Origin of the sequence: Mycolicibacterium pyrenivorans (assembly GCF_025821625.1) — a bacterium.
In the GTDB taxonomy this organism is placed as follows: Bacteria; Actinomycetota; Actinomycetes; order Mycobacteriales; family Mycobacteriaceae; genus Mycobacterium; species Mycobacterium pyrenivorans.
Genome location: NZ_JACKSH010000119.1, coordinates 124008 through 145205 on the forward strand (window position 1 = coordinate 124008; position 21198 = coordinate 145205).

Here is a 21198-nt window from a genome sequence, read left to right on the forward strand (position 1 = left end):
CAGTCCGGGTCGTGATCGCGGCCCCCGCAACGCCCATGGCTTCACACTCAGCGTGAGGTGCGATCATGGCGGACGTGTCATCTGCCTCCCCCGTCTTCGCGTCCGACAACGCCGCGCCGGCACATCCGAACGTGCTCGAAGCGCTGCACCTCGCCAACGAGGGGCACGCCGCGTCCTACGGTGCCGACCCGGTCACCGCGCGCGCAGCCGACGCCCTCAGAGACACCTTCGACTCCCCCGATGCCGAGGTGTTGTTCGCGTTCACCGGCACGGCCGCCAACATCATCTCGCTCGCCTCGGCGGTTCAGCCGTGGCACGAGATCCTTTGCAGCGACGTCGCTCACGTGTTGCTCGACGAGGCCGGCGGGCCGGTGCGGCTCTCGGGCGCCCAGCTCACCCGGCTGCCCAGCGATGACGGCCTGATCGCCGCCGGCGAGCTGGACCGCCGGGCCGTCCGCCGCGGCGCGGTCCATCACTCGCAACCACACATCGTCACGATCACGCAGTCCACTGAGAACGGGCGCGTATGGACGGCTCCGACGATCGCCGAGTTCGTCGACCACGCCCACGACCTCGACCTGCTGGTCCACGTCGACGGCTCACGAATCGCGAACGCCGTTGCCGCGCTGGATGTCTCACCAGCGGAGGCGATCGGTGACGCGGACATCGTCACCGTGGGCGGGACCAAGAACGGCATACTGTTCGGTGACGCGGTTCTGGTCCGCCGCCCCGAGCACTTCGGTGGCATCCATTTCGTACAGAAGCAGATCGGCCACCTGGCGAGCAAGCACCGCTTCGTCGCCGCCCAGTTCCTCGCCTTGCTCGACGACGGTCTCTGGCTGCGCACGGCCGCCCACGCCAACGCGATGGCCCGCCGACTCAGCGACGGCATGGCGGCGCTCGGGCTGCACCTGGCCTCGCCGACGGATGCCAACGAGGTGTTCGTCGACCTCGACCCGGATGTCCACCGCGGGCTCTCCCAGTCCTACGTCGTGCACCAGCCCGACCCGCCGCACCCGGCCGTGCGCCTGGTCTGCTCCTGGTCGACCACCGACAGCGACGTCGACGGCGTGCTCTCCGCGTTGCAGGGGTTGCTGTAGCCGACGGAGGCGCACCGGCGCCCGGACGGAAATCGTCGCCAATGTTGCTGGGATCCTTGAATTCTCGCTGTCCCGGGAATCGGCGCACTGCGGCACTCCTCAGGACGTGCCTATGGTGGAGGGAGGCCCCGACACGAAGGAGTGAACGGTGACGCGATACCAGCTGCCCGACACGGCCGACCTGACCAGGCTCGGCGAACCACACGAACACGCCATCACGGTGTACGCGGAGACCTCGCCGGCTCCCGATCAGCGCGAGAACAGCCTGCTGACGGCCAAGAGCGCCGTCGACCGCGCGTTGCGCAGCATCCGCGAGCGCGGCGCCAGGCACGCCGTCGAGCAGAAGCTGCGCGACCGGTGGACCGAGATCGCCGAGTCCGAGCTCTGGCTGCGGTTGTCGCGGTCGCTGGCGATCTTCATCGCCGACGACGTCCACGAGGTCTATGTGCTGCCCAACGCGCTGCACAGCCAGTCCCAGGCCGGCGCGTACTTCGACATCGGCCAGTTGGTCCGCGCGGTGACCACGCCGCAGGAGGCGTACGCGTTGACGCTGTCGGCCAACGGGTGGAACCTGTGGCGGGCCACCGCGAGCAGCAGGGCCGAGGAGCTTCCCCTGGTCGGTGAGTACGCCGCCGATGCGGCCGAGGCGACCAACCGCGCGACGATCCGCGACCGCGACCACGTGGGCAGGCTGGTCGGCGACGAGGGCAAGAAGGTGTTGCTGGAGGCCTACGCCAAACGGGTCGCCGATGCGGTGGAATCCGAACTGGGACACGTTGATCCGTCAGCACGACGGCCGCTGTTCCTGTTCGCGACGGACCCTCTGCTGGAGATGTACCGCGGCCTGGACCACAAGCGCGAGATCGTGGTGGTGCCCGGCGGACCCGACACGCTGCGTCCCGATCAGATCGACGCCGCCATCCGCGAGTCGCTCTCTGCGCTGAATGCCAAGCGCACCAACAGGCTTCTCGAGAGCATCGGTGACGGCGTGGCCCGCGGGCTGGTGGCCACCGACGTCGCCGACATCGGGAAGGCCGCCGTCGCCGGAGCGGTGTCGACGCTGGTGTACGACTTCACCGTCGACATTCTCGGACGGCTCAACGACACCAACGGAACGGTCACGTTCGACGACGACGGCTACGACCTGTTGTCCCGAATCGCCGTCACCGTCCTCGACCGGGGCGGAGAGGTGATCGCGGTGCGGCCCGAGGAGATCACCGCCGACATCTGGAAGGGCACGGCGGTGGCGGGGCTGCGGTTCCCGTTGTCGTGACGCGGCGCTTGGGGGGTCACACCCATGCGACGAACTGCACGATGATGCCGTTCGGATCTTCGAACTGGCAGTAGCGCTCGCCCCAGGGCTCGGTCTCCGGAGTCGTGACCACGGTGGCGCCCGCGGCGCGGACCGTCTCGAACGCGGCATCGACATCGTCGACGACGAACGCCAGCAACAGTCCCTCGCCGGCGCTGCCCGCACGATGGGCAGGCTTGAACGACGGCAGACCCGTGCGCAGGTAGACCACGTTCGGTCCGCCGTCGGGATGGGCGAGCGACACGAACCCGTCGGCCTGCATCGCGGTGGTGTACCCGACGTGGCGTGACAGGAAATCGGCGGAGGCCTGCGGGTCGGGGACGTTGAGTGAGACCGCGGTGGCCGTGATGTTCATGCGAAAGCCTTCCTCGTATTCCGTACGACAATGACATTTCTCGTACTGCGTACGGCAACTATTATCCGTAATATGTACGAGAATGCAAACGTGAGGAGCCGACACTGGACACTGTCGACCTGCTGTGGCGCAACCACGCGCCCCGGCCCGTGCGCCGGGGCCGCCGGCCGAAGCTGACGACCGACCACGTCGTCGCCGCGGCCATCGCCGTCGCCGACCGGCGCGGGCTGGCCTTCACGCTGCGTGACGTCGCCGAGGAGTCGGGCACGCCGGTGATGTCTCTGTACTCCTATGTGGACGGACGCGAGCAACTGCTCGAGCTGATGGTCGACCAGTGCCGCCTCGACATGGCCCACACCGAGCTGTCCGGCGGCTGGGCCGAGCGGCTCACCACGGTCGCGTCCGACAACATGCAGCTGTTCGCCGATCACCCGTGGCTTGCCGAGGTCGAGTCCGAACGCGCCATCCTGGGACCGGGAACGCTGACCAAATACGAGCGTGAACTCGTTGCGGTGCAACCACTTCCGATTCCCGACGCGGAGCGCGATGCCGCGCTGACACTGGTGCTCGATTTCGTCCGGTCCAGCGCCCGCGCCATGGCGCACGCACGGCGGGAGCGAGAGCGGGAGACCCCCGAGCAGTGGTGGGGACGCGAGGGCGCCAAACTCGAACAGCTCGGGGTCGCTGACCGCTTCCCGTTGGCGGCCCGGATCGGCACCGCGGCCGGCCGGGCCCAGAACGCGGCCAACGACGCCGACGCTGCGTATGCGTTCGGGTTGACCGTCATCTTCGACGGGCTGGCATCACGCCGGTGAGGCGCCCGGCGCCATCGCAGCGGTGACGTCACCGGGGCGGGAACCGGTCGTCTACGTCGGCGGCGACGACGGGTTCGGCACGCCCTTGCGGCGAGACACGATCATGCGGATCGCGTCCATCTCCAAGCCGATCGTCACGGCGGCGGCGCTGAGCATGGTGGACACGGCGTTTCACGTTCCGCCCGACAAACTGCATCGGTTCGTGCCTCAGCTCGCTCCGGGAGAGGACGGTCTCGCGTTGTTCGACCCGGTGGACGGAATGTGGGCGTCCGCGCCGCAATTTCCCTTGAGCTCAGCGGGTTTGGTGTCGACGATCGATGACCTCATCGCCTTCACCGACAGGCTCCGCGACGGCAGGCTGATCTCGACGACGTCGCTGAGCGCCATGACCACCGACCATCTGACACCGCAGCAGCGTGACGATGCCGGGCTGTTCCTCGACGGCGCAGGCTGGGGCTACGGACTGTGCGTCGAACCCGACGGCCGCTACGGCTGGGACGGCGGACTGGGGACCGGGTGGCGGGTGGCGGGCCGATCCGCGCACCGGCGTCGGTGATCTGGCTGCTGACGCAGGTGTTGTGGGAGGGGCCCGATGGCTCCAACGTGCTCGATGGGTTCCGCTCAGCGGTTCTCGCTTCTGCCCCCTGAGCACCGCCTCACGGTGTTTCGAGCAGTGACTTGAGCTTCGCGAGGTCTGCGTTGTTGGCCCGTTTCATCGCCACCGCCAGCAGTGGCGACGCGATGCGGAAGAAGCCGGCGGGCTCGCCGCGGTTGCGCAGGGTCATCAGCGTCGCTCCGTCGGGACCGTCTTGCCACGTGTAGGTCGTCTCCATCGGAAACGGGCCCTGCGCGGTGCGCATCACGAACCGCTGGCCGGCGACCAACTCGGTCACCTCGTAGGTGTATGTCAGTTCCCTGCCGAGAAACTGCGCGGTGAACGTGAACCGGGAGCCGAGCGACACGGGTGCCGGGGTCTCCCACCGTACGGCCGATATGTTGGCGTACCAGGCTGTGGCGTTGTCCGGGTTGGCGGCGTACGCGGCGACCTCGTGGCGGGGTCGCCTGATCAGGGTCTGCACCTCGACATGCACCATCGCCCTCATGTCCTCCGATGTTCCGTGCCTCGATGGCACGGTAGGACGCGGTCGGCGATCTGTCACCGACACTGTCACGAGCCCGGGGACACGCCGTTGATGAGCACCGTGCCGTCGGTTAATTCCTCCAGTCCGGCCAGGATCCGCAGCACCGTCGACTTTCCGCAGCCAGAGGGGCCGAGCAGCGACAGGAAAGTGCCCTCGGTGGTGGCCAGGTCGACGGTGCCGAGTGCCTCGACGGTTTGTCGGCCCACTTTGAACGTCTTGGTCAGCCCCGAGATGTTGATGCCGGTCGCCGTCAGGTTGGTCACGGTAGGAGCCGTGGATTGCGTCGACGTTACAGCGGCGCTACCTAGCCGCGTTGGTACTCGGCGGTGAACGACACCGTCACCTCGTCGGCGACCTTCATGGCGCCCATCATCATCGAGTAGGGCTTCACACCGAACTCGGTCTGGCGCACCTCGGCGTCGCACGAGATGCGCCACGTGTCCCCGAGGTCGTCGACGCGCAGGTCGACCACCCGCTCGCGGGTGGTTCCGTGGATCTCCAGTGTGCCGGTGAGGCGATAGCCGTCGTCGGCCTTCGCGATGTCGTCGGTCCGAAACTGGATGTGCGGGAATCGGTCGGCGCCCAGGGTCTTCAGCGCGTTCGACTGTGCCAGCGTCTTCTCCGGACCCGACAGTCCCTTCACACCGCCCTCGCCGCCCAGCACCTCGAGGGAACCGACGTCGACCGTCAGGTCGGCCGAGACGGGTTCGTCGTGCACCCACCGCACCGTGACGGTCCATGTCGTCATCGCGATGGTCAGCCGATGCCCCATCTTCGCCGCCGGTCCCCCGACGCCGGTTTTCACCAGCAGCTGACCGTCCGAGGAACCCAACTCCCACACAGTGGCCATCAACCGAATGTATAGGCCACCGCAGGCCGCAGGGGCATCGATCTCAACTAGCGGCGGCCTGGTCCATCACCTTCTCCACTTCGACGAGGTTGTCGCCGTAGACGCCGGCGTTGCCGAGCGAGCAGTGCCGGTCGGCGGTGATGGCGTTCACGGTGGTGCCCGAGGTCTTTCCCTGCCAGTGACCGACGTTGGCCATCACCAGCCCGGGCATCAGACCGCTCTCGTAGGCCGCGGGGCCCTGGAAGGAGCCGCGGTCGTTGAACACCCGCACCAGGTCGCCTTCCTCGATGCGGCGGTCGGCCGCGTCGGCGGGATGGATGAACACCCGTTGCCCACCCTGCACCTGCTGCTTGTCGGCGGCGTTCCCGTACTGGCTGTTGAGGAACGCGTGCGGTTTGGGTGAGATGATGCTCAGCGGGAAGCGTTTGGCCAGTCCGGGATTGGACTGCGGGGATTCGAACGGCGGTATGTAGTCGGGCACCGGGTCGACGTACTGGCCGGGCTGCATTCCTTCGTACATCGACCGCCAGACCGGGACGACGAAGTTGCCGCCCTCGGCGAGGCTGGACTTGAACTCACACTTGCCCGAGGGTGTCGGGAAGTTGCCCTCGGCGTGGGGCGCCCGGGTGTCGGGGGCACCCACGTTCAGGCGCATCCAGCCGACCTCCTCGAGCTTCTCGTAGGTGATGCCCTGCAGCGCGGGGGCGTCCCAGTCGTGGAAGTCGATGAGCATCTCGCGGTCGGTGCGCTCCCAGTAGGCCAGGGACTCCTCGTCGAACTCCATCGTCGCGGCCAGCCTCCGGAACAGCTCGACGTTCGGAACGCACTCCCCGGGCGGTTCGATCGCGGGCCGGTTCAGTGAGATGTAGAGGTGGCCCCAGGTCACCATGATGTCGAGCTGTTCGGCCTGCATGGTGGCCGGCAGGATGATGTCGGCGAATTTCGCTGTGTCGGTGATGAAGTGCTCGCTCACGACGGTGAACAGGTCGTCGCGCATCAGTCCCCGCATCGTCTTCTCCTGCGCGGGCCCCTGCGACACCGGGTTGGAGTTGTAGACGAACAGCGATTTGATCGGCGGATCGAGTTCGAGCTCACCCGTCAGCGCCATCCCGAGGTCGAGTTCGTTGACCACCCGGGTGCCCTCGGGAATCCACTCCGGCATGCAGATCGCGTCGAACTTGGTGGGGAACTCCCAGATGGGCATCTCCATCGTGCCGCCGCCGACGTGGCGCCACGCGCCGACGAGCGCGGGCAGGCAGGTGATCGCGCGGATCGCCTGGCCGCCGCCGCGGCTGCGTTCCAGCGCGACGCCTTGGCGGATCGCCGCCGGCGGCGTGGTCGCGTACTCGCGGGCGAGTGTTCGGACGTCGTCGGCTGGGACCCCGGTGATCTCCTCGACGCGTTCGGGCGGGAAGTCCGCTGCGCGCGCGGCGAGTTCGTCGTAGCCCACGGTGTACTTCTCGACATAGTCGGTGTCGACGAAACCCTGGGCGATGATCTCGTGGATCATCCCGAGAGCGAGCGCCCCGTCGGTGCCGGGCCGGATCGGGATGTGCCAGTCCGCCTGGCGCGCCGTGCGGTTGAGCACCGGGTCGATGACGACGATCTTGGCGCCGTTGTTCTTCCGCGCTTCGAGCAGGAACGGCCAGCCGTGCAGGTTCGTGCTGGTCATGTTCATGCCCCACACGATGATGTACTTCGAGTGCGCCATCGACTCGACGTCCAGACCGCCCGTGCCGCCCACCGTCATGTGCCACGCGGTCGACGAACCGGACTCGCAATAGGTCTTCTCCGCGACGGTGGAGCCGAGCCGGTTGAAGAACGCGTCGCCGGACGTCAGCCCGTTGAGCACACCCTGATGTCCCAGATAGGCGTGCGGCATGATCGCCTGGCTGCCGTATTCGTCGATGATCGACGTCCACCGCGCCTTGATCTCGGCGAGCGCCTCGTCCCAGGTGATGCGCTCGAACTCGCCGGCACCCTTGGCGCCCACCCGGCGCATCGGGTACAGCAGCCGGTCGGCCTGGTAGTGGTGCTCGTGGAAGTTCTTCACCTTCACACACAGCCCACCGCGGGTCATCGGATGGTCCGGATCGCCTTTGACGTCAACGAGTTTGCCGTCATCGACGTGATAGAGCATCGCGCAGGTGTCGGGGCAGTCGTGTGGGCAGGCGCCGCGCACGATCGTCAGTTGCTTCGCAGGGTTCGGGGCAGCGTCCAGCGTCATGGCTGATTCCTTCTGACGGAGCTGTGGGCTACACCCAGTGAAGGACATCGTTGTGGCAGCCGAATGTCGCCGATATTAAGGTGATGTGACCTGCGCGAGCTCGGCGTTGCGCAACGTTCAGACTGCGCTGGCGGCGAACGCCACTCGCACTTCTTCGCCCTGGGCGCTGTCTCAACGCCCCGGGCTCCGCGGTCAGACGGGACGGAAGTACGGCAGCGCCTCGGCGGCGTCTCCGTCGCCGAGCTCCTGGAACGCCACCTTCACCCGCCCCCCGAACAGGTCGGCGTCGGGGTCGGCGTCCGGGAACGACGTCCACCACCACGGTCCCTCGTCGAGCTCGACGATGCCGACGGGCAGCCGGTAGGTGGATCCGTCGCCGAGCCGGTGGTGGATCACCGCCCAGCTGACGACGCTCCCGGTGCCCGCCGCTGGCACCCACTGGTAGCGCTGCGGGTCGGCGGTGACGTCGAACTGCGGCGGCAGCAGCTCACCGGAGACGTTGTCCCGGACCAGCAGGAACTCGCCGCGCTTGGTGCCGTCGAGAAACACCGCGGTCGCGGCGTCGCGCTGAATCGCGAACGCGGGCATCAGGATTCACTCTCTCTTGTCAGTTGTCGGTGCCGAGGACCAGCGTGGAGTGGTAGTCGAGGATGCCGCCGTTGCCGGAGACCAGCACCCGGTCGTGCTTGTCGGCCTGGCGTGCGCCGCCGTGGCAGCGTGTCTGCACCACCGCCTCGTGCAAGGGTGTCATGCCCCACATGTAGAACGCGCTGAGCTGGCCCCCGCCGGTGTTGACCTTGAGCCGGCCGCTGGGGCCGAGCGTGCCGGGTTCGGCGACACCGGGCCCGCCCTCGCCCTTGGGGAAGAAGCCGTAGTCCTCGAGGGTCAGCAGGGCGGTGAAGGTGTAGCAGTCGTAGATCTGCGCGACGTCGATCTCGGCGAGCGTCGTGTCCGCCATCGCCAGGGCGCGTGGGCCCGACGTGGCCGCCCCGCTGACGAGGCCGAAGTCGTCGTTGCGCACCCCCGACTTTCCCGGATGCGCCTGCGCCCAGCCGAGCACCCGTACCGGCGGCTGCCGCAGGGCACGGGCCCGGTCGAGGGTGGTGACGATGACCGCGACGCCGCCGTTGCTGACCAGGCAGCAGTCGTAGAGGTGGAACGGTTCGGCGATGTAGCGGCTGGCGTGGTAGTCCTCCAGCGTCAGCGGAGTGTCGTGGAACTGCGCGAGTGGATTGAGTTGCGCCCATTGCCGTTGCGCCACCGCGATGTGGCCCAGCTGCTCGCTGGTGGTCCCGTACTTCTTCATGTGCCTGCGTGCCGCCAGCGCGTACATCACGTTGGGTGAGGCGATGCCGTTGGAGGCGTGCAGGCCGCCGAAACCCTTGGGGAGTCGGCGGGCGCCGCCGTAGGCCGATGCCGCGCCGGACTTCTCCTTCAGCGGCGCGTCCGCCCACACCAGCGCGATGGTCGTCGCCATGCCGGACTGCACGGCCATCGACGCGTACTGCACCATCTGCCCCGCGGTCGAGCCGTAGCCCTGCATCTCGGTCAGCAGCGTCAGGTCGGTCAGCCCCAGCGTGCTCTGCAGTTCCACCCCGACGCCGGAGCGCAGACCGCCCGACACGATCAGCCCGTCGATGTCCCCCAGCTCCAGCCCGGCGTCGGCGGCGGCCGACCGGACGGCCTGCGCGGCGAACTGCCTGGGGGTGCGGCCGTACACCTTTCCCTGCTCGGTGATCCCGAGCCCGGCGATGGCCGGCGTGTCGTGGCTCATGGCAGACAACCTGCCGTCGCGGGTCCCGGTTTGTAAACGACCGACCGGCACACCGGCACATGCCCGTTTGGCACATGTGCCCGCGTGCGACGTGTCGCGATCGGAAACGCGACGATGTCGACATCCGTGATTTACAGCGCGGCGGCGGTGACGAAGCATGAGGGCCATGATGATCAGCAGTGCGGAACGCACCCAGCTCAGGACGGCGGTGCGCGAACTGCTCGACGACGCGTGCACCGAGGAACACGTGCGCCGGGTGATGACGACCGACGACGGCTTCGACCGGCGCCTGTGGCAGCAGCTGGCCGAGCAGGGCGTGGCGGGCATGCTGGTCGACGGCGAGTACGGCGGGGTCGGCCTGGGCGCCCAGGAGCTCGAGGCGGTGGCCGAGGAGACCGGCGCCGCGCTGCTCCCGTCGCCGTTCCTGTCCAGCGCGGTGCTGACCGTGGGGCTGCTGCAGGCTGCGGGCACCGACGACGACAAGCAGCGGCTGCTGCCGGGGCTGGCCGACGGCAGCGCGCTGGGTACCGTCGCGGTGACCGGCAGCGCCGGCACGTGGACCGAGGACGGGGTCGACGTCCGCGCCGACGCCGACGGCCGCTTGACCGGAAGCGCGCACTACGTGACGTTCGGGCAGGTCGCCGACATAGTGCTGGTGGTGGCCCGGACCGCCGACGGAGTGGGCGTCTTCGAGGTCGCCGCCGATGCCCCCGGGTTCACCCGCACGGCGGCAACGGTTTTCGACCCGACGGTGCGGCTGTCGACGTTCGCGTTCGACGGCGCCCCGGCGCGACGGATCGGCACGCGCGGCTGGGACGCGGTGGCCGAGGCGCTCGATCTCGCGGTGATCGCGCTGGCCGGTGAGCAGGTGGGCGGATCGCGGCGGATGTTCGAAACCACCGTCGAGTACCTCAAGACCCGCGTGCAGTTCGGCCGCGCCATCGGCAGCTTCCAGGCGCTCAAGCACATGGCGGCCGATCTGCTCATCGAGCTCGAGTCGGCCACCTCGGCCGCCCAGCACGCCGCCGCCGAGCACGCAGAGGATGGCGAGAACGCCTCCGGCGCAATCGCTCTCGCCGGGTTCGCGTGCGCGGAGGCGTACCAGACCATCACCATGGCGGCCATCCAGATGCACGGCGGCATCGGCTTCACCTGGGAGCACCCCGCGCACCTGTACGCGCGGCGGGCCCGCACCGGCGTCCAGTTGTTCGGCGCCCCGCGCCTGTTCCGCGAGCGCTACCTTACCTCGAAGGGGGCCTGACATGGCGACCACGAACCTGCCCAGCGCCGACGACCTGCGCACCGAGGTCCGCGACTGGCTCGCCGCCAACTGGTCGGGCCTCGAGCCCTCCAGCGACCCGTGGCGAAGCTCCCCGGAGCGCATCGCGTGGCTGGAGAAGGTGCTCGACGCCGGCTACGCGGTGCCGACGTATCCCACCGAGTGGTTCGGCCGCGGCTACCCCGCCGAGCTCGCCGCCGTCATCGGTCGCGAGTTCCGCGCCGTCAAAGCCCCTGGCGCGCTTCAGGACCGGTACAGCATCCCGGCCAACACCGTGCTGCGGTTCGGCACCGAGACCATCAAGCACGACCTGCTGCGCGGTTTCCTCACCGAGCAGTCGCGCACCTGCCTGCTCTACAGCGAGCCCGGCGCGGGCTCGGACCTGGCCGCCGTGCGCACCTCCGCGGTCAAGGACGGCGACCGCTGGATCGTCAACGGCCAGAAGGTGTGGACCTCGGGTGCCCAGCACGCCGAGTACGCGCTGCTGATCGCGCGCACCGACTGGGATGTGCCCAAGCACAAGGGGTTGAGCTTCTTCATCATCCCGATGCGCCAGCCCGGCATTGAGATCCGGCCGCTGGTGCAGATCACCGGCGAGTCGCACTTCAACGAGGTGTTCATCAGCGACGCGTCGGTGCCCGACGAGTACCTGGTGGGCGGACTGGGCAACGGCTGGAAGGTGCTGCAGACCGCGCTGGCCTACGAACGCTCGATCATGGGCGACAGCGGCCGCGCATCCCGCAACCGCAGCAAGGCCGACAGCCTGGTCGAGCTGGCCCGCGAGCACGGCCGCCTCGACGACGCGGCGGTGCGCCACGAGCTGGCGACGGCTCTGTCGCTGCGAGAACTCAACCGGCTCAACAATTCCCGGGCCAAGGCGTCCGCCGAGCCGGGCACGTCGAGCTCGATCATGTCGATCGGCAAGCTGGCGATGTCGCGCATCCTGCACTCCGAGGCGCGGCTGAAGACCGAGCTGATCGGCGCCGAGTCGCTGCTGGCGGGCAGCGACAACCCGGTGGCCGACGACGTGAACTTCCTGACGTTCAACGCGTTCTTCACCTCGATCGGCGGCGGCACCGACCAGATCCAGCGCAACATCATCGGCGAGCGGGTCCTCGGCCTGCCCCGGGAGGCCGACGTCGACCGCGAGATCCCGTTCCGGCAAGCCCGCAAGAGCTGATGGCCGACTACGACCCGCCCCTGTCGGGGGTGCGGATCCTCGACCTGTCCTCGGGCCCCATGACGGCGGTCGGGCGGCTGCTCGCCGACCTGGGAGCCGACATCACCGCGGTCACCCTCGTCGGCGTCACCGGGGACGAAACCGTCGGCCCGATCGTCGATTCGGTGGCACTCGGCACGGCGATCAACCGGCACGGCATCGCCTCCGAGACCGTGGACCCCGCCACCGCGGATGGCGCCCGGCGGTGGGCGCAGCTGCTCGCCGGCGCCGACATCCTCATCGAGACCACCCGGCCCGACTCGGACGCCGAGACGACGCTCGACATCCACGCGGTGCGCGCCGCGCATCCCGGCCTGGTGATCCTGTCGATCAGCGATTTCGGGCGGGACACCGACTTTCTGGACTGGCAGGCCACCACACCGGTGCTGCACGCGCTGACCAGTGAACTGTCCCGCTCCGGCATCCCCGGCCGGGTACCGCTGGTGCCGCCGGGCGAGCTGCCCTACCACGTCGCCGCCGCGCAGGCCGCGTTCGTCGCGCTCAGTGTCTTCGTCGACCGATTGCGCACGGGCGAAGGCGATCTCATCGACTTCTCGATCCTCGAAGGCGCCATGCAGGCGCTGGATCCACCGTTCGGCACGGCGGGCTCCGCGTCCGCCGGGGTGCCGATCAGCGAGCAGCAGCGCGACTGGAACGCCGAACGCCAGCGCTACCCCATCGTGGCGTGCAAGGACGGGTATGTACGGATCTGCATCCTGGCACAACGCCAGTGGCGCGGCATGTTCGAGTGGATGGGCAGCCCCGAGCAGTTCGCCGACCCGCGCTACGACCGGCTGGGGGAACGCTTCCGCTGCCCCGACCTGCTGCCCGCGATCGAACGCTTCACCGCCGACAAGACGCGCGCCGATCTCGAGCGTGACGGTCAGCGCCACGGCGTGCCCACCGCCGCGGTGCTGTCGCTCGAGGAGGCGATCATCGCCGACCAGGTCATCGCGCGGGGGTTCCTACGGGACGTGGATCTGGCGCCCGGGCTCACGGCACCGGTCCCGGTCGGTGTCGCCGAGGTCGACGGCCACCGGGCCAGCGTGCTCACCGCGTCGGCGACGGCCGGGCCACGGCTGACGGGCGCCCCGGTCCTGGCCGGGCGCGCCCGCCGAGACGATGGCCTGCCGCTGGAGGGCATCAGGGTGCTCGATCTCGGCGTCATCGTCGTCGGCGCCGACACCGCAAGGCTTTTCGGCGATCTCGGTGCCGACGTCGTCAAGATCGAGAACTCGGCGTATCCCGACGGGTTGCGGATCAGCCTGAGGAAGATGACGCAGGCGTATGCGGCCGGGCACCGCAACAAGCGCTCGATCGGCGTCGACCTGCGGTCCGAGGAGGGCCGCGCGCTGGCGCACCGGCTGGTCGAGCAGGCCGACGTGGTGCTGTCGAACTTCAAACCCGGTGTGGCGCAGGCGCTCGGCATGGACTTCGCGTCGCTGCGGGCCGTCAACCCCGGCATCGTCGTGGTGGAGAGCTCCGCCTTCGGGCCGACCGGGCCGTGGGCCAAGAGCCTGGGCTACGGGCCGCTGGTGCGGGCGAAGGCGGGATTCACCGACCAGTGGGTGTACCCCGACGAGCCGGGCAGCTTCTGCGACACCATCACCGTCTACCCCGACCATGTCAGTGCCCGCATCGGCGCGGTGGCCGCGCTGGCGCTGCTGCTGCGCCGGGAGCGGACGAACGCGGGCGGCTCGGCGAGCGTGGCCCAGTCGGAGGTGATGCTCAGCCATCTGGCGGCCGAGATCGCCGCCGACGCGCTGGCGCGGCGCATCCACCCGGACGCGCTGGCGCGGCGCATCCAACCAGACGCGCTGGCGCGGCGCGGCCATGCCGGGCCCGCCCATGACGCCCCGTGGGCGGTCCTGCCCGCGGCGGGCGCCGACGAGTGGATTGCGGTGACGGTGCGCGACGACGCGGACTGGCATGCGCTGTGTGACGTGATGCAGCGCCCGGACCTGGCCGCCGAGCTGGTCACCCGCAGCGACCGCGACCGCGCCAGGGACCGCGTCGACAAGGCCGTGAGCGAATGGCTGTCGTCGCGGCCGCGGGCCGAGGCGATGGCGACGCTGCAGGCCGCGGGAGTGCCCGCCGGCGCGGTGCTGCACGCCGCGGAGGTGCCGCAGTGGGAGTACTACGCGCAGCGCCGCGACTTCCGCGACGAGCTGCACCCGTACGGGGCCGCGCCGTTCACGCTCGAGAACGTCCTGTTCCACTCCGAGCATGTGCCCGACCCGCCGCTGGGGCAGGCGCCGCTGCTGGGCGAGCAGACCGCCGAGATCGCCGCTGAGCTGCTCGGACTGGATGCGTCGGAGGTCGCCGAACTGATGGCGCGCGGCGTGCTGGAGACGGTGACGCCGCCGTCCTGACCGGTTCGTGCCCGCGGCTCTCGTACGATGCGGGAATCGGTTCAGCTCTCTACCCGTCGGACGTGGCCCCATGGAGATCGACTTCACCAGGTTGAAGTACTTCGTCGCCGTCGCCGACGAACTGCACTTCAAGCGGGCTGCCGACAAGCTGATGATCACCCCGCCGCCGCTGAGCAAGCAGATCAAGCTGCTGGAGAAGGAGCTGGGCGGGGCGCTGTTCGAGCGGGGTTACCACGAGGTGCGGCTGACCGAGCTGGGCAGCGAGCTGCTCGGGCCCGCGCGCGACATCATGCGTCAGGTCGAGGAGTTCAAGGCCACCGCCGCGCGAATCACCAAGGAGGTCACGCCCATTCGGCTGGGCGCCACCGCCTACGCGCCGTCGGATTTGCTGGCCCGGCTCGAGGACGCGGTGTCGCGGCTGCCCACGCCGGTCGACTTCAGCGTGCCCGGCTCGGCGGCCGAGGTCACCGCGAAGCTGGTGGCGGGAAAGATCGACCTCGGTCTGATCCACCTGCCCGCCTCCGACAAGCGGCTGCGCCACCGGGTGATCGCCAGATATCAGGGGGCGATCGCCGTGCGGTCCGACGATCCGCTGGCGCGCAAGGACCTGGTGTCGATCGAGGAGTTGCGGGGCCGCGAGGTGGTCATCGACTTCGCCCGGCCCAACCCGATGGTGCTCGCGGGGCTGACCCGTCAGCTCAACGTGCGGGGCGTCACGCAGATCGTGCGCACCACCAACCAGCGCGGCGGCGAGCTCGAGATGGTCACGCAGGTGTTCAACCGGCACCTGGTGGCCGTGGTGACCTATGCGCCCGCGTCGTTCATCGGGCGGATGTTCTCCCCGCCGGAGTTCAAGCTGGTTCCCATCGACGAGAGCACCTGGCCGCTGATCGAGATCGCACTGGCGTGGGTGCCGGAGCGGGTGAAGCGCCTCGCCGAGGTGGAGCGCCTGGTCGAGGAGATCGCCGTCGAGCTGGGCCCGCCACTTTCCCGCGTTGATACTGCGCCCACGGCGGAAAAGATCGAGTAGCCGTCGCCGCCACTGCAGTCTCAACGCAACGGCCGGAGCGCGGGCCCCAACCCCGCGCCGGGGATGTCGTCGCCGTGCCCTATCTTGGGGCGTCCGACCAACCGCGACCAGAGCGAGGAGCCAGGTGGACGACGACCCGCAGCTGTCGGCCGCCGACCTGCTCGAACTCAACCGCGACGTGCAGAGTTCGCGCGCGCTGCGGCTGCTCGCCACCACCAACCTGAGCCTGTACGCGACGTTGATGGAGCGCCACCTGTCCGGCGGCGTCACCCCCGAGACCGAGCTCGTGGTGCGGCTGGAACGTGACCTCGACGACCTCGGCCATCCCGACGGGCAGTCCGGCCTGGCGTTGATCAAGTCGTGGGCCAGCCAGGGCTGGCTGCACCGTGCCGTAGACAGCCGAGCCGAACGCCGCGATCAAAATATCTGCTATCTCACTCAGGACGCCCGCCGCGCGCTGGACTTCGTCCGCGGGATGCGCCGCAACGACACCATCGCCACCGGCGGCTCCATCACCGGCATCGCGTCGCGGCTCAAGCACGTCGCCCTCAAGGTCGGCGGCGACCCGGCGCGCATCCGCAAGAACCTCGAGGCCGAGATCGCGCTGCTGCACGCCGAACTCGACGAACTCGACGCCGGCGAGCGACGGGCCTTGTCGGAATCGGACACTACGGACTGCTACGACGAGGCCCGCGCCATCGCCCTGCAGATGGAACGCCTCATCACCGACATCGGCCAGTACGGCACGCTGATCGAGCAGGCCACCGCCGCGCTCGACGAGCCGATCGACAGCAACGTCGAATACCGCGACCGGCAGCGCCAGATGTACGCCGACTACCAGACTGCTTGGGACTCCCAGGGTCGCGACAGCCACCGCGCGTTCCTGCGGATGATCAACGACCCCGACCAGCGCGCCGAGTTCGAGGCCGACGTGGCCGCCGTCGCCGACGCGCTACCCGCGCTGGACCCGGCGCTGCGCAAGGTGATGGCCGGGTTCTTCGAACTGGTCGGCCACCAGATCGACGAGGTCGAGCGGATCCAGCAGCGCTGCGCCCAACGGGTCAAGCGGTTCACCGCGTTCGGCACGCTGGAGCAGAGCCGCGGCGTCGCCCGTCAGCTCAACGAGGCGATCGGCGCCGCCCGCGCCCTGCTGAAGACCTCACTCATCGACTCCCGCCTCGACATCGACATCCCGCTCGCCCGGCACGCCATCAGCTCGGTGGGCGCACTGAGCTTCAAGATCGGCGATCTGTCCAATCCCAGGCCCGCCCAGCCCGGCGGCAGCGACATCGACCTGACCAGCTTCGCCGCGCTGACCACCCAGGTCGACGCACCCGCGATGTCGGAGATGATCAATACCACGCTGCCCCTGTCGCTTCCGCAGGCCGTCGCCAAGCTCGACAACGCCTACCTCGGCCACGTCATCGTGCTGTGGTCCTGGGCGCTCAAACAGCCTGACGCAGAGGGGGTCACCGCGTCGAGCACCGTGCGGTTCCGTTCGCTCGACGGCCACGACCGCGAGATCGAGGTACCCCACCTGATGTTCACCGAGCCGATCACCACCCTCGTGAGAGCCACCGCATGACAGAGTCCTCGACCGAACCCGACATCGACTTCTCGCAGCTGCCGCAGGTCGACCAGACCGCCCGTCCCCCGCACCAGCGCCGGCCGCGCTTCGACGGCGACGTCTCCGAGCTTCCCGACCGCGCCTGCTGGGCGCTGCAGCACCTGCTGACCCGGCGCTACATCAGCGCCGAGGCCGACTCCGACGTCTACGCGTGGGTGCTGGAGTACCGCAACGAGCTGTCGGTCCGGCTGTCCGAACTGGACCTGCTGCTGCGCATCGTCGAGGCTACGGACGTGGCGTTCGTCGAGCAGGCGCGCTACGAATCCGCAAGGGGCATCAAGCTTCTGCGCCGCGAACCGCTGGGCACCTACGACTCCATCCTGGCGCTGCACCTGGCGCAGATGATGCGCGCCTCGGGCGGGCAGAGCGTGCTGATCAGCCGCGAGGAGATGCACGGGCTGTTCTCCGGGGTGCTCAACGACACCGACCGGGACGCGGTCACCTTCACCGCGCGTGTCGACGGCGCCATCGCCCGGCTGGCCGGGCTGGAGATCCTGCGCCGCAGCCGCGACGACGAGGACAGCTACACGATCAGCCCGGTGATCACCGCGATAATGACCGCCTCGGTGATCACCGAACTCCAGCAGCAGTTCGAGCTGCTGCTCAACGGAGGCGTGCCGCAGGAGGACCCCCGAGATGGCTGAGCAATTCCACCTGTCCCGCCTGCAGGTCATCAACTGGGGCGTGTTCGACGGGTATCACTCGATCCCGTTCAGCTCCGGCGGAGCACTGATCGCGGGCGCCTCCGGCAGCGGCAAATCCTCTCTGCTGGACGCGATCTCGCTGGGCTTCCTGCCGTTCAACCGCCGCAACTTTAACGCCTCCGGCGACCACACCGCAGCGGGATCGAGCGCGGGCCGGCGCACCGTCGACAAGTACGTGCGCGGCGCGTGGGGACAGCGCAGCGACGGCGGCACCAGCCGGGTGATGTACCTGCGCGGCGACGGCACCGCATGGTCGGCCGTGGCGGTCACCTACGCCGGCGACTCCGGCCGCACTGTCACCGGCCTGGTGCTCAAGTGGCTGACGGGCGAGTCCCGGTCGGATTCGTCGAGCCGGTTCGTCCTCGGCGACGGCGACCTCGACATCGAGGACGTGTGCAACCGGTGGGCGGCGGGCCGATTCGACACCGGCGTCTTCAAGGACATCCGGGGCGTGGGGGCACCTCCCGCGCGAAGCGCAGGGGGACGGAGCGACGGGAAATGTCACGGCTGGCGGTTCACCACGAAGGTGGAGTCGCAGTACCTGGCCCAGCTGTACGCGACCATCGGTATCCGCGCCTCCGACGCCGCCCAGCAGCTGCTCGGCAAGGCGAAGTCGCTGAAAAGCGTTGGCGGGCTGGAGCAGTTCGTCCGCGAGTTCATGCTCGACGAGCCGGAAAGCCTGGCCAGGCTGCCGGAGGCGCTCAGGCAGATCGATCCGCTGGTCGAGGCCCGCGAGCTGCTGGCCGTCGCGCAGCGCAAACGCAAGATCCTCGGCGACATCGAGAAGATCCAGCTGCGCTACGCCTCGGAGTCCTCGGATCTGGGCATCATCGACCTGGTGGACGCGCCGATGGTGCGGACGTTCACCGATCATGTCCGGCTGGCGCACTGCCCCACGCAGATCGCGACGCTTGACTCGACGATCGACCAGCTCGACAACGAGCACGAGGACGTCACCCGGTCGCTGAATCTGGCCAAGGCCGAGGCGGATTCGCTCAACGCCCAGATCAGCGGCACCAGTTCGAGCATCGGTCCGCTGCAGTCGCAGGTGACCGCCGCCGAGACCGAATCCGAGCAGGTGTCGCGTCGCCGCAACGCCTACGAGGACCTGGTGACCGCCCAGGGTCTGGACGTGCCGGAGACGGCCGACGAGTTCTGGAACCTGCGGGAGGAACTGCTCGGCCAGGCCACGGAGTTGCTGGCCAACGTCGAACGCAACCGGGAGGCCTCCACCGACGCCGAGTACGCGCAGAAGGCGGCCCGCATCGCCCGCGACGACGCGGCCAAAGAACTCAAGCGGGTCGAGCACGTCGGGTCCGCGCTGCCGGAGTTCGCGCTGACGATGCGTGAACAGATCTGCGCCGCAGTCGGTGTCGACGCAACCGAGCTGCCCTACATCGCCGAGCTGATGGATCTGAAGGCCGACCAGACCCGCTGGCGGGTCGCGGTGGAGAAGGTGCTGCGCGGCGTGGGGTTGCGGTTGATGGTGCCCGACCAGCACTGGACGAAGGTGCTGCGGTTCGTCAACGAGACCAACATGCGGGGCCGGCTGCAGCTGCACCACGTGCGGACGAAGTTCCTGGGCGCCGAACCCGTCGATCCGGAGCCGAACACGTTGGCGGGCACGCTGTTCGCCGTCGATCCCACGCATCCGTGCGCGGCCGAGGCCGTCGACGTCGTCAGCAGCGCCGGCGACCACATCTGCGTCGACACTCCCGACGTGTTCGCGCGGTTCCGCCGCGCGGTCACCGACACCGGGCTGTACAAGGACTCCGATCGGCTGGCGGTCAAGGACGACCGGCGCCCGCTCAAGCAGTCGGAGTACCTGTACCAGGGTGACGTGTCGGCCAAGATCAACGCGCTCACCGTCGACCTCGCCGCGGCCGAGGAGACGTTCCAGAAGGCCCGGCGGGTCGCCGACGACATCGCCGCGCAGCGTCAGCAGTGGCGTGACCGGGCGGCGGCGTGCAAGGCGATCTGCGAGCAGTTCCCGCAGTGGAGCCAGATCGACATCGAGACCGCCGACGGGCACGCCGAACGGCTGCGCGAGCAGTACGAGCTGCTGCTCGCCGACCATCCCGACATCGAGGCACTGAACGCCCGCGCCGACGAATGCTGGTCGCAGATCCAGAAATTGATGACCCGCCGCGGCGCGATCCAGACCCGCCGTGACGAGCTCGACGACCGACGGACCCGGCTCCTCGAACTACAGGAGCGGCTGCAGCCGGCGGCCGATGAGCGCTCGCGCGAAGAGCGTAGATTCGTTTCCGAACCGCTGACGGAGCTGCTGCACCGCTACGCCGGGCAACTCCCGGTGAGCCTCGAGCTGCTGGACCCCGAACCGCACCGCGATGCGCTGTTCAGCGCGATCAAGAAGGAGCGCGAACAGCTGCGGGAGAGCCGCCGTCGCTCCTACGACGAGCTGGCCCGCATCCTCAACACCTTCGACACCGCGTTCCCGGACGCGATCCCAAATGACTCGGACAATTTTGATGAGCGCGTGCACGACTACGTCGCACTGTGCCGCCACATCGACGAGCGGGAGCTGCCCGAGGCCTACGAGCGGATGATGCGGCTGGTCACCGAGCAGGCGCCGGACGCGATCCTGACGCTGCACCGGGTGGCCGAGCAGGAGGCGCGGCGGATCAGCGACCAGATCGACCGCGTCAACACCGGTTTGGGATCGGTGGAGTTCAACCGCGGCACCCGGTTGACACTGCGGGCCACGCCGCGCAGCCTGACGGCGGTCGCGGAGCTGACCGAGATCGTGCGATCGATCTCGCGGCGCATCGCGGAGGTCGGGCTGGGCGACAAGCAGGCGATCCTGGATCAGTACGCCGACATCCTACGGCTGCGCAACCGGTTGGCCTCGACGGCGCCGGAGGACAAGGCGTGGACGCGCGACGCCCTCGATGTGCGCAACCGGTTCACGTTCGACTGCGCGGAATGGGATGTCAGCAGCGAGGAGTTGATCCGCACGCACAGCAACGCCGGCGACAACTCCGGCGGTGAGCAGGAGAAGCTGATGGCGTTCTGCCTGGCGGGTGCGCTGAGCTTCAACCTGGCCAGCCCCGACAGTTCGGACAACAAGCCGGTTTTCGCGCAGTTGATGCTCGACGAGGCGTTCTCCAAGTCCGACCCGCAGTTCGCCCAGCAGGCGCTGCAGGCGTTCCGCAAGTTCGGGTTCCAGTTGGTGATCGTCGCGACGGTGCAGAACGTGACGACGATCCAGCCCTACATCGACAGCGTGGTGATGGTGAGCAAGACCGAGGCGACCGGCCGCAACGCCCGCCCGGTGGCCTCGGTCGCGACGCGGACGATCTCGGAGTTCACCACGCTGCGCCAGGAGATGAGCGCGAGCGCCAAGGTCCCCGCCCCCGTCTGACGCCGAA

Annotated in this window: 17 protein-coding genes and 1 pseudogene; 11 read left to right on the forward strand and 7 right to left on the reverse strand. The window is 69.0% G+C overall.

Going from position 1 to position 21198, the window contains the following annotated elements:
• Positions 1-65 precede the first annotated feature (65 nt).
• On the forward strand, positions 66-1100 hold the full coding sequence (locus tag H7I57_RS15205; protein WP_264024382.1) for a threonine aldolase family protein: 1035 nt from the start codon (positions 66-68) through the stop codon (positions 1098-1100).
• A 148-nt stretch (positions 1101-1248) separates the two neighbouring features.
• On the forward strand, positions 1249-2373 hold the full coding sequence (locus tag H7I57_RS15210) for a baeRF11 domain-containing protein (RefSeq protein WP_264024383.1): 1125 nt from the start codon (positions 1249-1251) through the stop codon (positions 2371-2373).
• A 16-nt stretch (positions 2374-2389) separates the two neighbouring features.
• On the opposite strand, the gene H7I57_RS15215 is transcribed toward H7I57_RS15210, so the two are convergent.
• Complete coding sequence (locus H7I57_RS15215; RefSeq protein ID WP_264024385.1) at positions 2390-2767, reverse strand: VOC family protein; 378 nt, start codon at positions 2765-2767, stop codon at positions 2390-2392.
• 149 nt (positions 2768-2916) lie between these two features.
• Between H7I57_RS15215 and H7I57_RS15220 the strand changes: the two genes are divergently transcribed.
• Together H7I57_RS15220 and H7I57_RS15225 are read left to right on the forward strand one after the other, a co-directional pair.
• Positions 2917-3582: a TetR/AcrR family transcriptional regulator C-terminal domain-containing protein gene (locus H7I57_RS15220; protein ID WP_264024387.1), complete on the forward strand. Its 666-nt coding sequence runs from the start codon at positions 2917-2919 to the stop codon at positions 3580-3582.
• Positions 3583-3604: 22 nt separating this feature from the next.
• On the forward strand, positions 3605-4138 hold the full coding sequence (locus H7I57_RS15225; RefSeq protein WP_264024388.1) for a serine hydrolase: 534 nt from the start codon (positions 3605-3607) through the stop codon (positions 4136-4138).
• A 100-nt stretch (positions 4139-4238) separates the two neighbouring features.
• Here the strand turns inward: H7I57_RS15225 and H7I57_RS15230 are convergent, their stop codons facing one another.
• From H7I57_RS15230 to H7I57_RS15255, 6 genes and pseudogenes are all read right to left on the reverse strand, one after another.
• Positions 4239-4685, reverse strand: a complete 447-nt coding sequence (locus H7I57_RS15230) for an SRPBCC family protein (RefSeq protein ID WP_264024389.1) — start codon at positions 4683-4685, stop codon at positions 4239-4241.
• Between the two features lie 74 nt (positions 4686-4759).
• Positions 4760-4987: pseudogene (locus tag H7I57_RS15235) on the reverse strand (ATP-binding cassette domain-containing protein); the annotation flags it as partial.
• Positions 4988-5028: 41 nt separating this feature from the next.
• A complete protein-coding gene (locus H7I57_RS15240) occupies positions 5029-5574 on the reverse strand; it encodes a YceI family protein (protein ID WP_264024391.1) in 546 nt (181 codons plus the stop codon).
• A gap of 43 nt (positions 5575-5617) precedes the next feature.
• The gene (locus tag H7I57_RS15245) at positions 5618-7801 is read right to left on the reverse strand and encodes a molybdopterin-containing oxidoreductase family protein (RefSeq protein WP_264024392.1); all 2184 of its coding nucleotides are present in this window, start codon (positions 7799-7801) and stop codon (positions 5618-5620) included.
• A 192-nt stretch (positions 7802-7993) separates the two neighbouring features.
• Positions 7994-8389, reverse strand: coding sequence for a Zn-ribbon domain-containing OB-fold protein (locus H7I57_RS15250; RefSeq protein WP_264024393.1), 396 nt, complete (start codon positions 8387-8389; stop codon positions 7994-7996).
• A 19-nt stretch (positions 8390-8408) separates the two neighbouring features.
• The gene (locus H7I57_RS15255; RefSeq protein ID WP_264024395.1) at positions 8409-9575 is read right to left on the reverse strand and encodes a thiolase family protein; all 1167 of its coding nucleotides are present in this window, start codon (positions 9573-9575) and stop codon (positions 8409-8411) included.
• Positions 9576-9741: 166 nt separating this feature from the next.
• Between H7I57_RS15255 and H7I57_RS15260 the strand changes: the two genes are divergently transcribed.
• The 7 genes from H7I57_RS15260 (at position 9742) to H7I57_RS15290 (ending at position 21191) form a co-directional block, all read left to right on the forward strand.
• Positions 9742-10836 carry an acyl-CoA dehydrogenase family protein gene (locus tag H7I57_RS15260; protein WP_264024396.1) on the forward strand — a complete coding sequence of 365 codons (1095 nt, stop codon included), beginning with the start codon at positions 9742-9744 and terminating at the stop codon, positions 10834-10836.
• Position 10837: 1 nt separating this feature from the next.
• Positions 10838-12034 carry an acyl-CoA dehydrogenase family protein gene (locus H7I57_RS15265; RefSeq protein ID WP_264024397.1) on the forward strand — a complete coding sequence of 399 codons (1197 nt, stop codon included), beginning with the start codon at positions 10838-10840 and terminating at the stop codon, positions 12032-12034.
• A complete protein-coding gene (locus H7I57_RS15270; protein ID WP_264024399.1) occupies positions 12034-14445 on the forward strand; it encodes a CaiB/BaiF CoA-transferase family protein in 2412 nt (803 codons plus the stop codon). The genes H7I57_RS15265 and H7I57_RS15270 overlap by 1 nt, the downstream gene beginning before the upstream one ends.
• A gap of 70 nt (positions 14446-14515) precedes the next feature.
• Positions 14516-15475, forward strand: coding sequence for a LysR family transcriptional regulator (locus tag H7I57_RS15275; RefSeq protein WP_264024401.1), 960 nt, complete (start codon positions 14516-14518; stop codon positions 15473-15475).
• Positions 15476-15599: 124 nt separating this feature from the next.
• Complete coding sequence (locus H7I57_RS15280) at positions 15600-17060, forward strand: DUF3375 domain-containing protein (RefSeq protein ID WP_264024403.1); 1461 nt, start codon at positions 15600-15602, stop codon at positions 17058-17060.
• Complete coding sequence (locus tag H7I57_RS15285; RefSeq protein WP_264024404.1) at positions 17057-17746, forward strand: DUF4194 domain-containing protein; 690 nt, start codon at positions 17057-17059, stop codon at positions 17744-17746. Before H7I57_RS15280 ends, H7I57_RS15285 begins: the two co-directional genes overlap by 4 nt.
• The gene (locus H7I57_RS15290; protein ID WP_264024405.1) at positions 17739-21191 is read left to right on the forward strand and encodes an ATP-binding protein; all 3453 of its coding nucleotides are present in this window, start codon (positions 17739-17741) and stop codon (positions 21189-21191) included. Before H7I57_RS15285 ends, H7I57_RS15290 begins: the two co-directional genes overlap by 8 nt.
• Positions 21192-21198: the final 7 nt, after the last annotated feature.

What these genes read in the sequence shown, in the direction of transcription:
- H7I57_RS15205 (WP_264024382.1), top strand. Translation starts at nt 66, where the DNA reads ATGGCGGACGTGTCATCTGCCTCCCCCGTCTTCGCGTCCGACAACGCC.
- H7I57_RS15215 (WP_264024385.1), bottom strand. Translation starts at nt 2,767, where the DNA reads ATGAACATCACGGCCACCGCGGTCTCACTCAACGTCCCCGACCCGCAG.
- H7I57_RS15230 (WP_264024389.1), bottom strand. Translation starts at nt 4,685, where the DNA reads ATGAGGGCGATGGTGCATGTCGAGGTGCAGACCCTGATCAGGCGACCC.
- H7I57_RS15240 (WP_264024391.1), bottom strand. Translation starts at nt 5,574, where the DNA reads ATGGCCACTGTGTGGGAGTTGGGTTCCTCGGACGGTCAGCTGCTGGTG.
- H7I57_RS15245 (WP_264024392.1), bottom strand. Translation starts at nt 7,801, where the DNA reads ATGACGCTGGACGCTGCCCCGAACCCTGCGAAGCAACTGACGATCGTG.
- H7I57_RS15250 (WP_264024393.1), bottom strand. Translation starts at nt 8,389, where the DNA reads ATGCCCGCGTTCGCGATTCAGCGCGACGCCGCGACCGCGGTGTTTCTC.
- H7I57_RS15255 (WP_264024395.1), bottom strand. Translation starts at nt 9,575, where the DNA reads ATGAGCCACGACACGCCGGCCATCGCCGGGCTCGGGATCACCGAGCAG.
- H7I57_RS15260 (WP_264024396.1), top strand. Translation starts at nt 9,742, where the DNA reads ATGATGATCAGCAGTGCGGAACGCACCCAGCTCAGGACGGCGGTGCGC.
- H7I57_RS15265 (WP_264024397.1), top strand. Translation starts at nt 10,838, where the DNA reads ATGGCGACCACGAACCTGCCCAGCGCCGACGACCTGCGCACCGAGGTC.
- H7I57_RS15270 (WP_264024399.1), top strand. Translation starts at nt 12,034, where the DNA reads ATGGCCGACTACGACCCGCCCCTGTCGGGGGTGCGGATCCTCGACCTG.
- H7I57_RS15275 (WP_264024401.1), top strand. Translation starts at nt 14,516, where the DNA reads ATGGAGATCGACTTCACCAGGTTGAAGTACTTCGTCGCCGTCGCCGAC.
- H7I57_RS15285 (WP_264024404.1), top strand. Translation starts at nt 17,057, where the DNA reads ATGACAGAGTCCTCGACCGAACCCGACATCGACTTCTCGCAGCTGCCG.
- H7I57_RS15290 (WP_264024405.1), top strand. Translation starts at nt 17,739, where the DNA reads ATGGCTGAGCAATTCCACCTGTCCCGCCTGCAGGTCATCAACTGGGGC.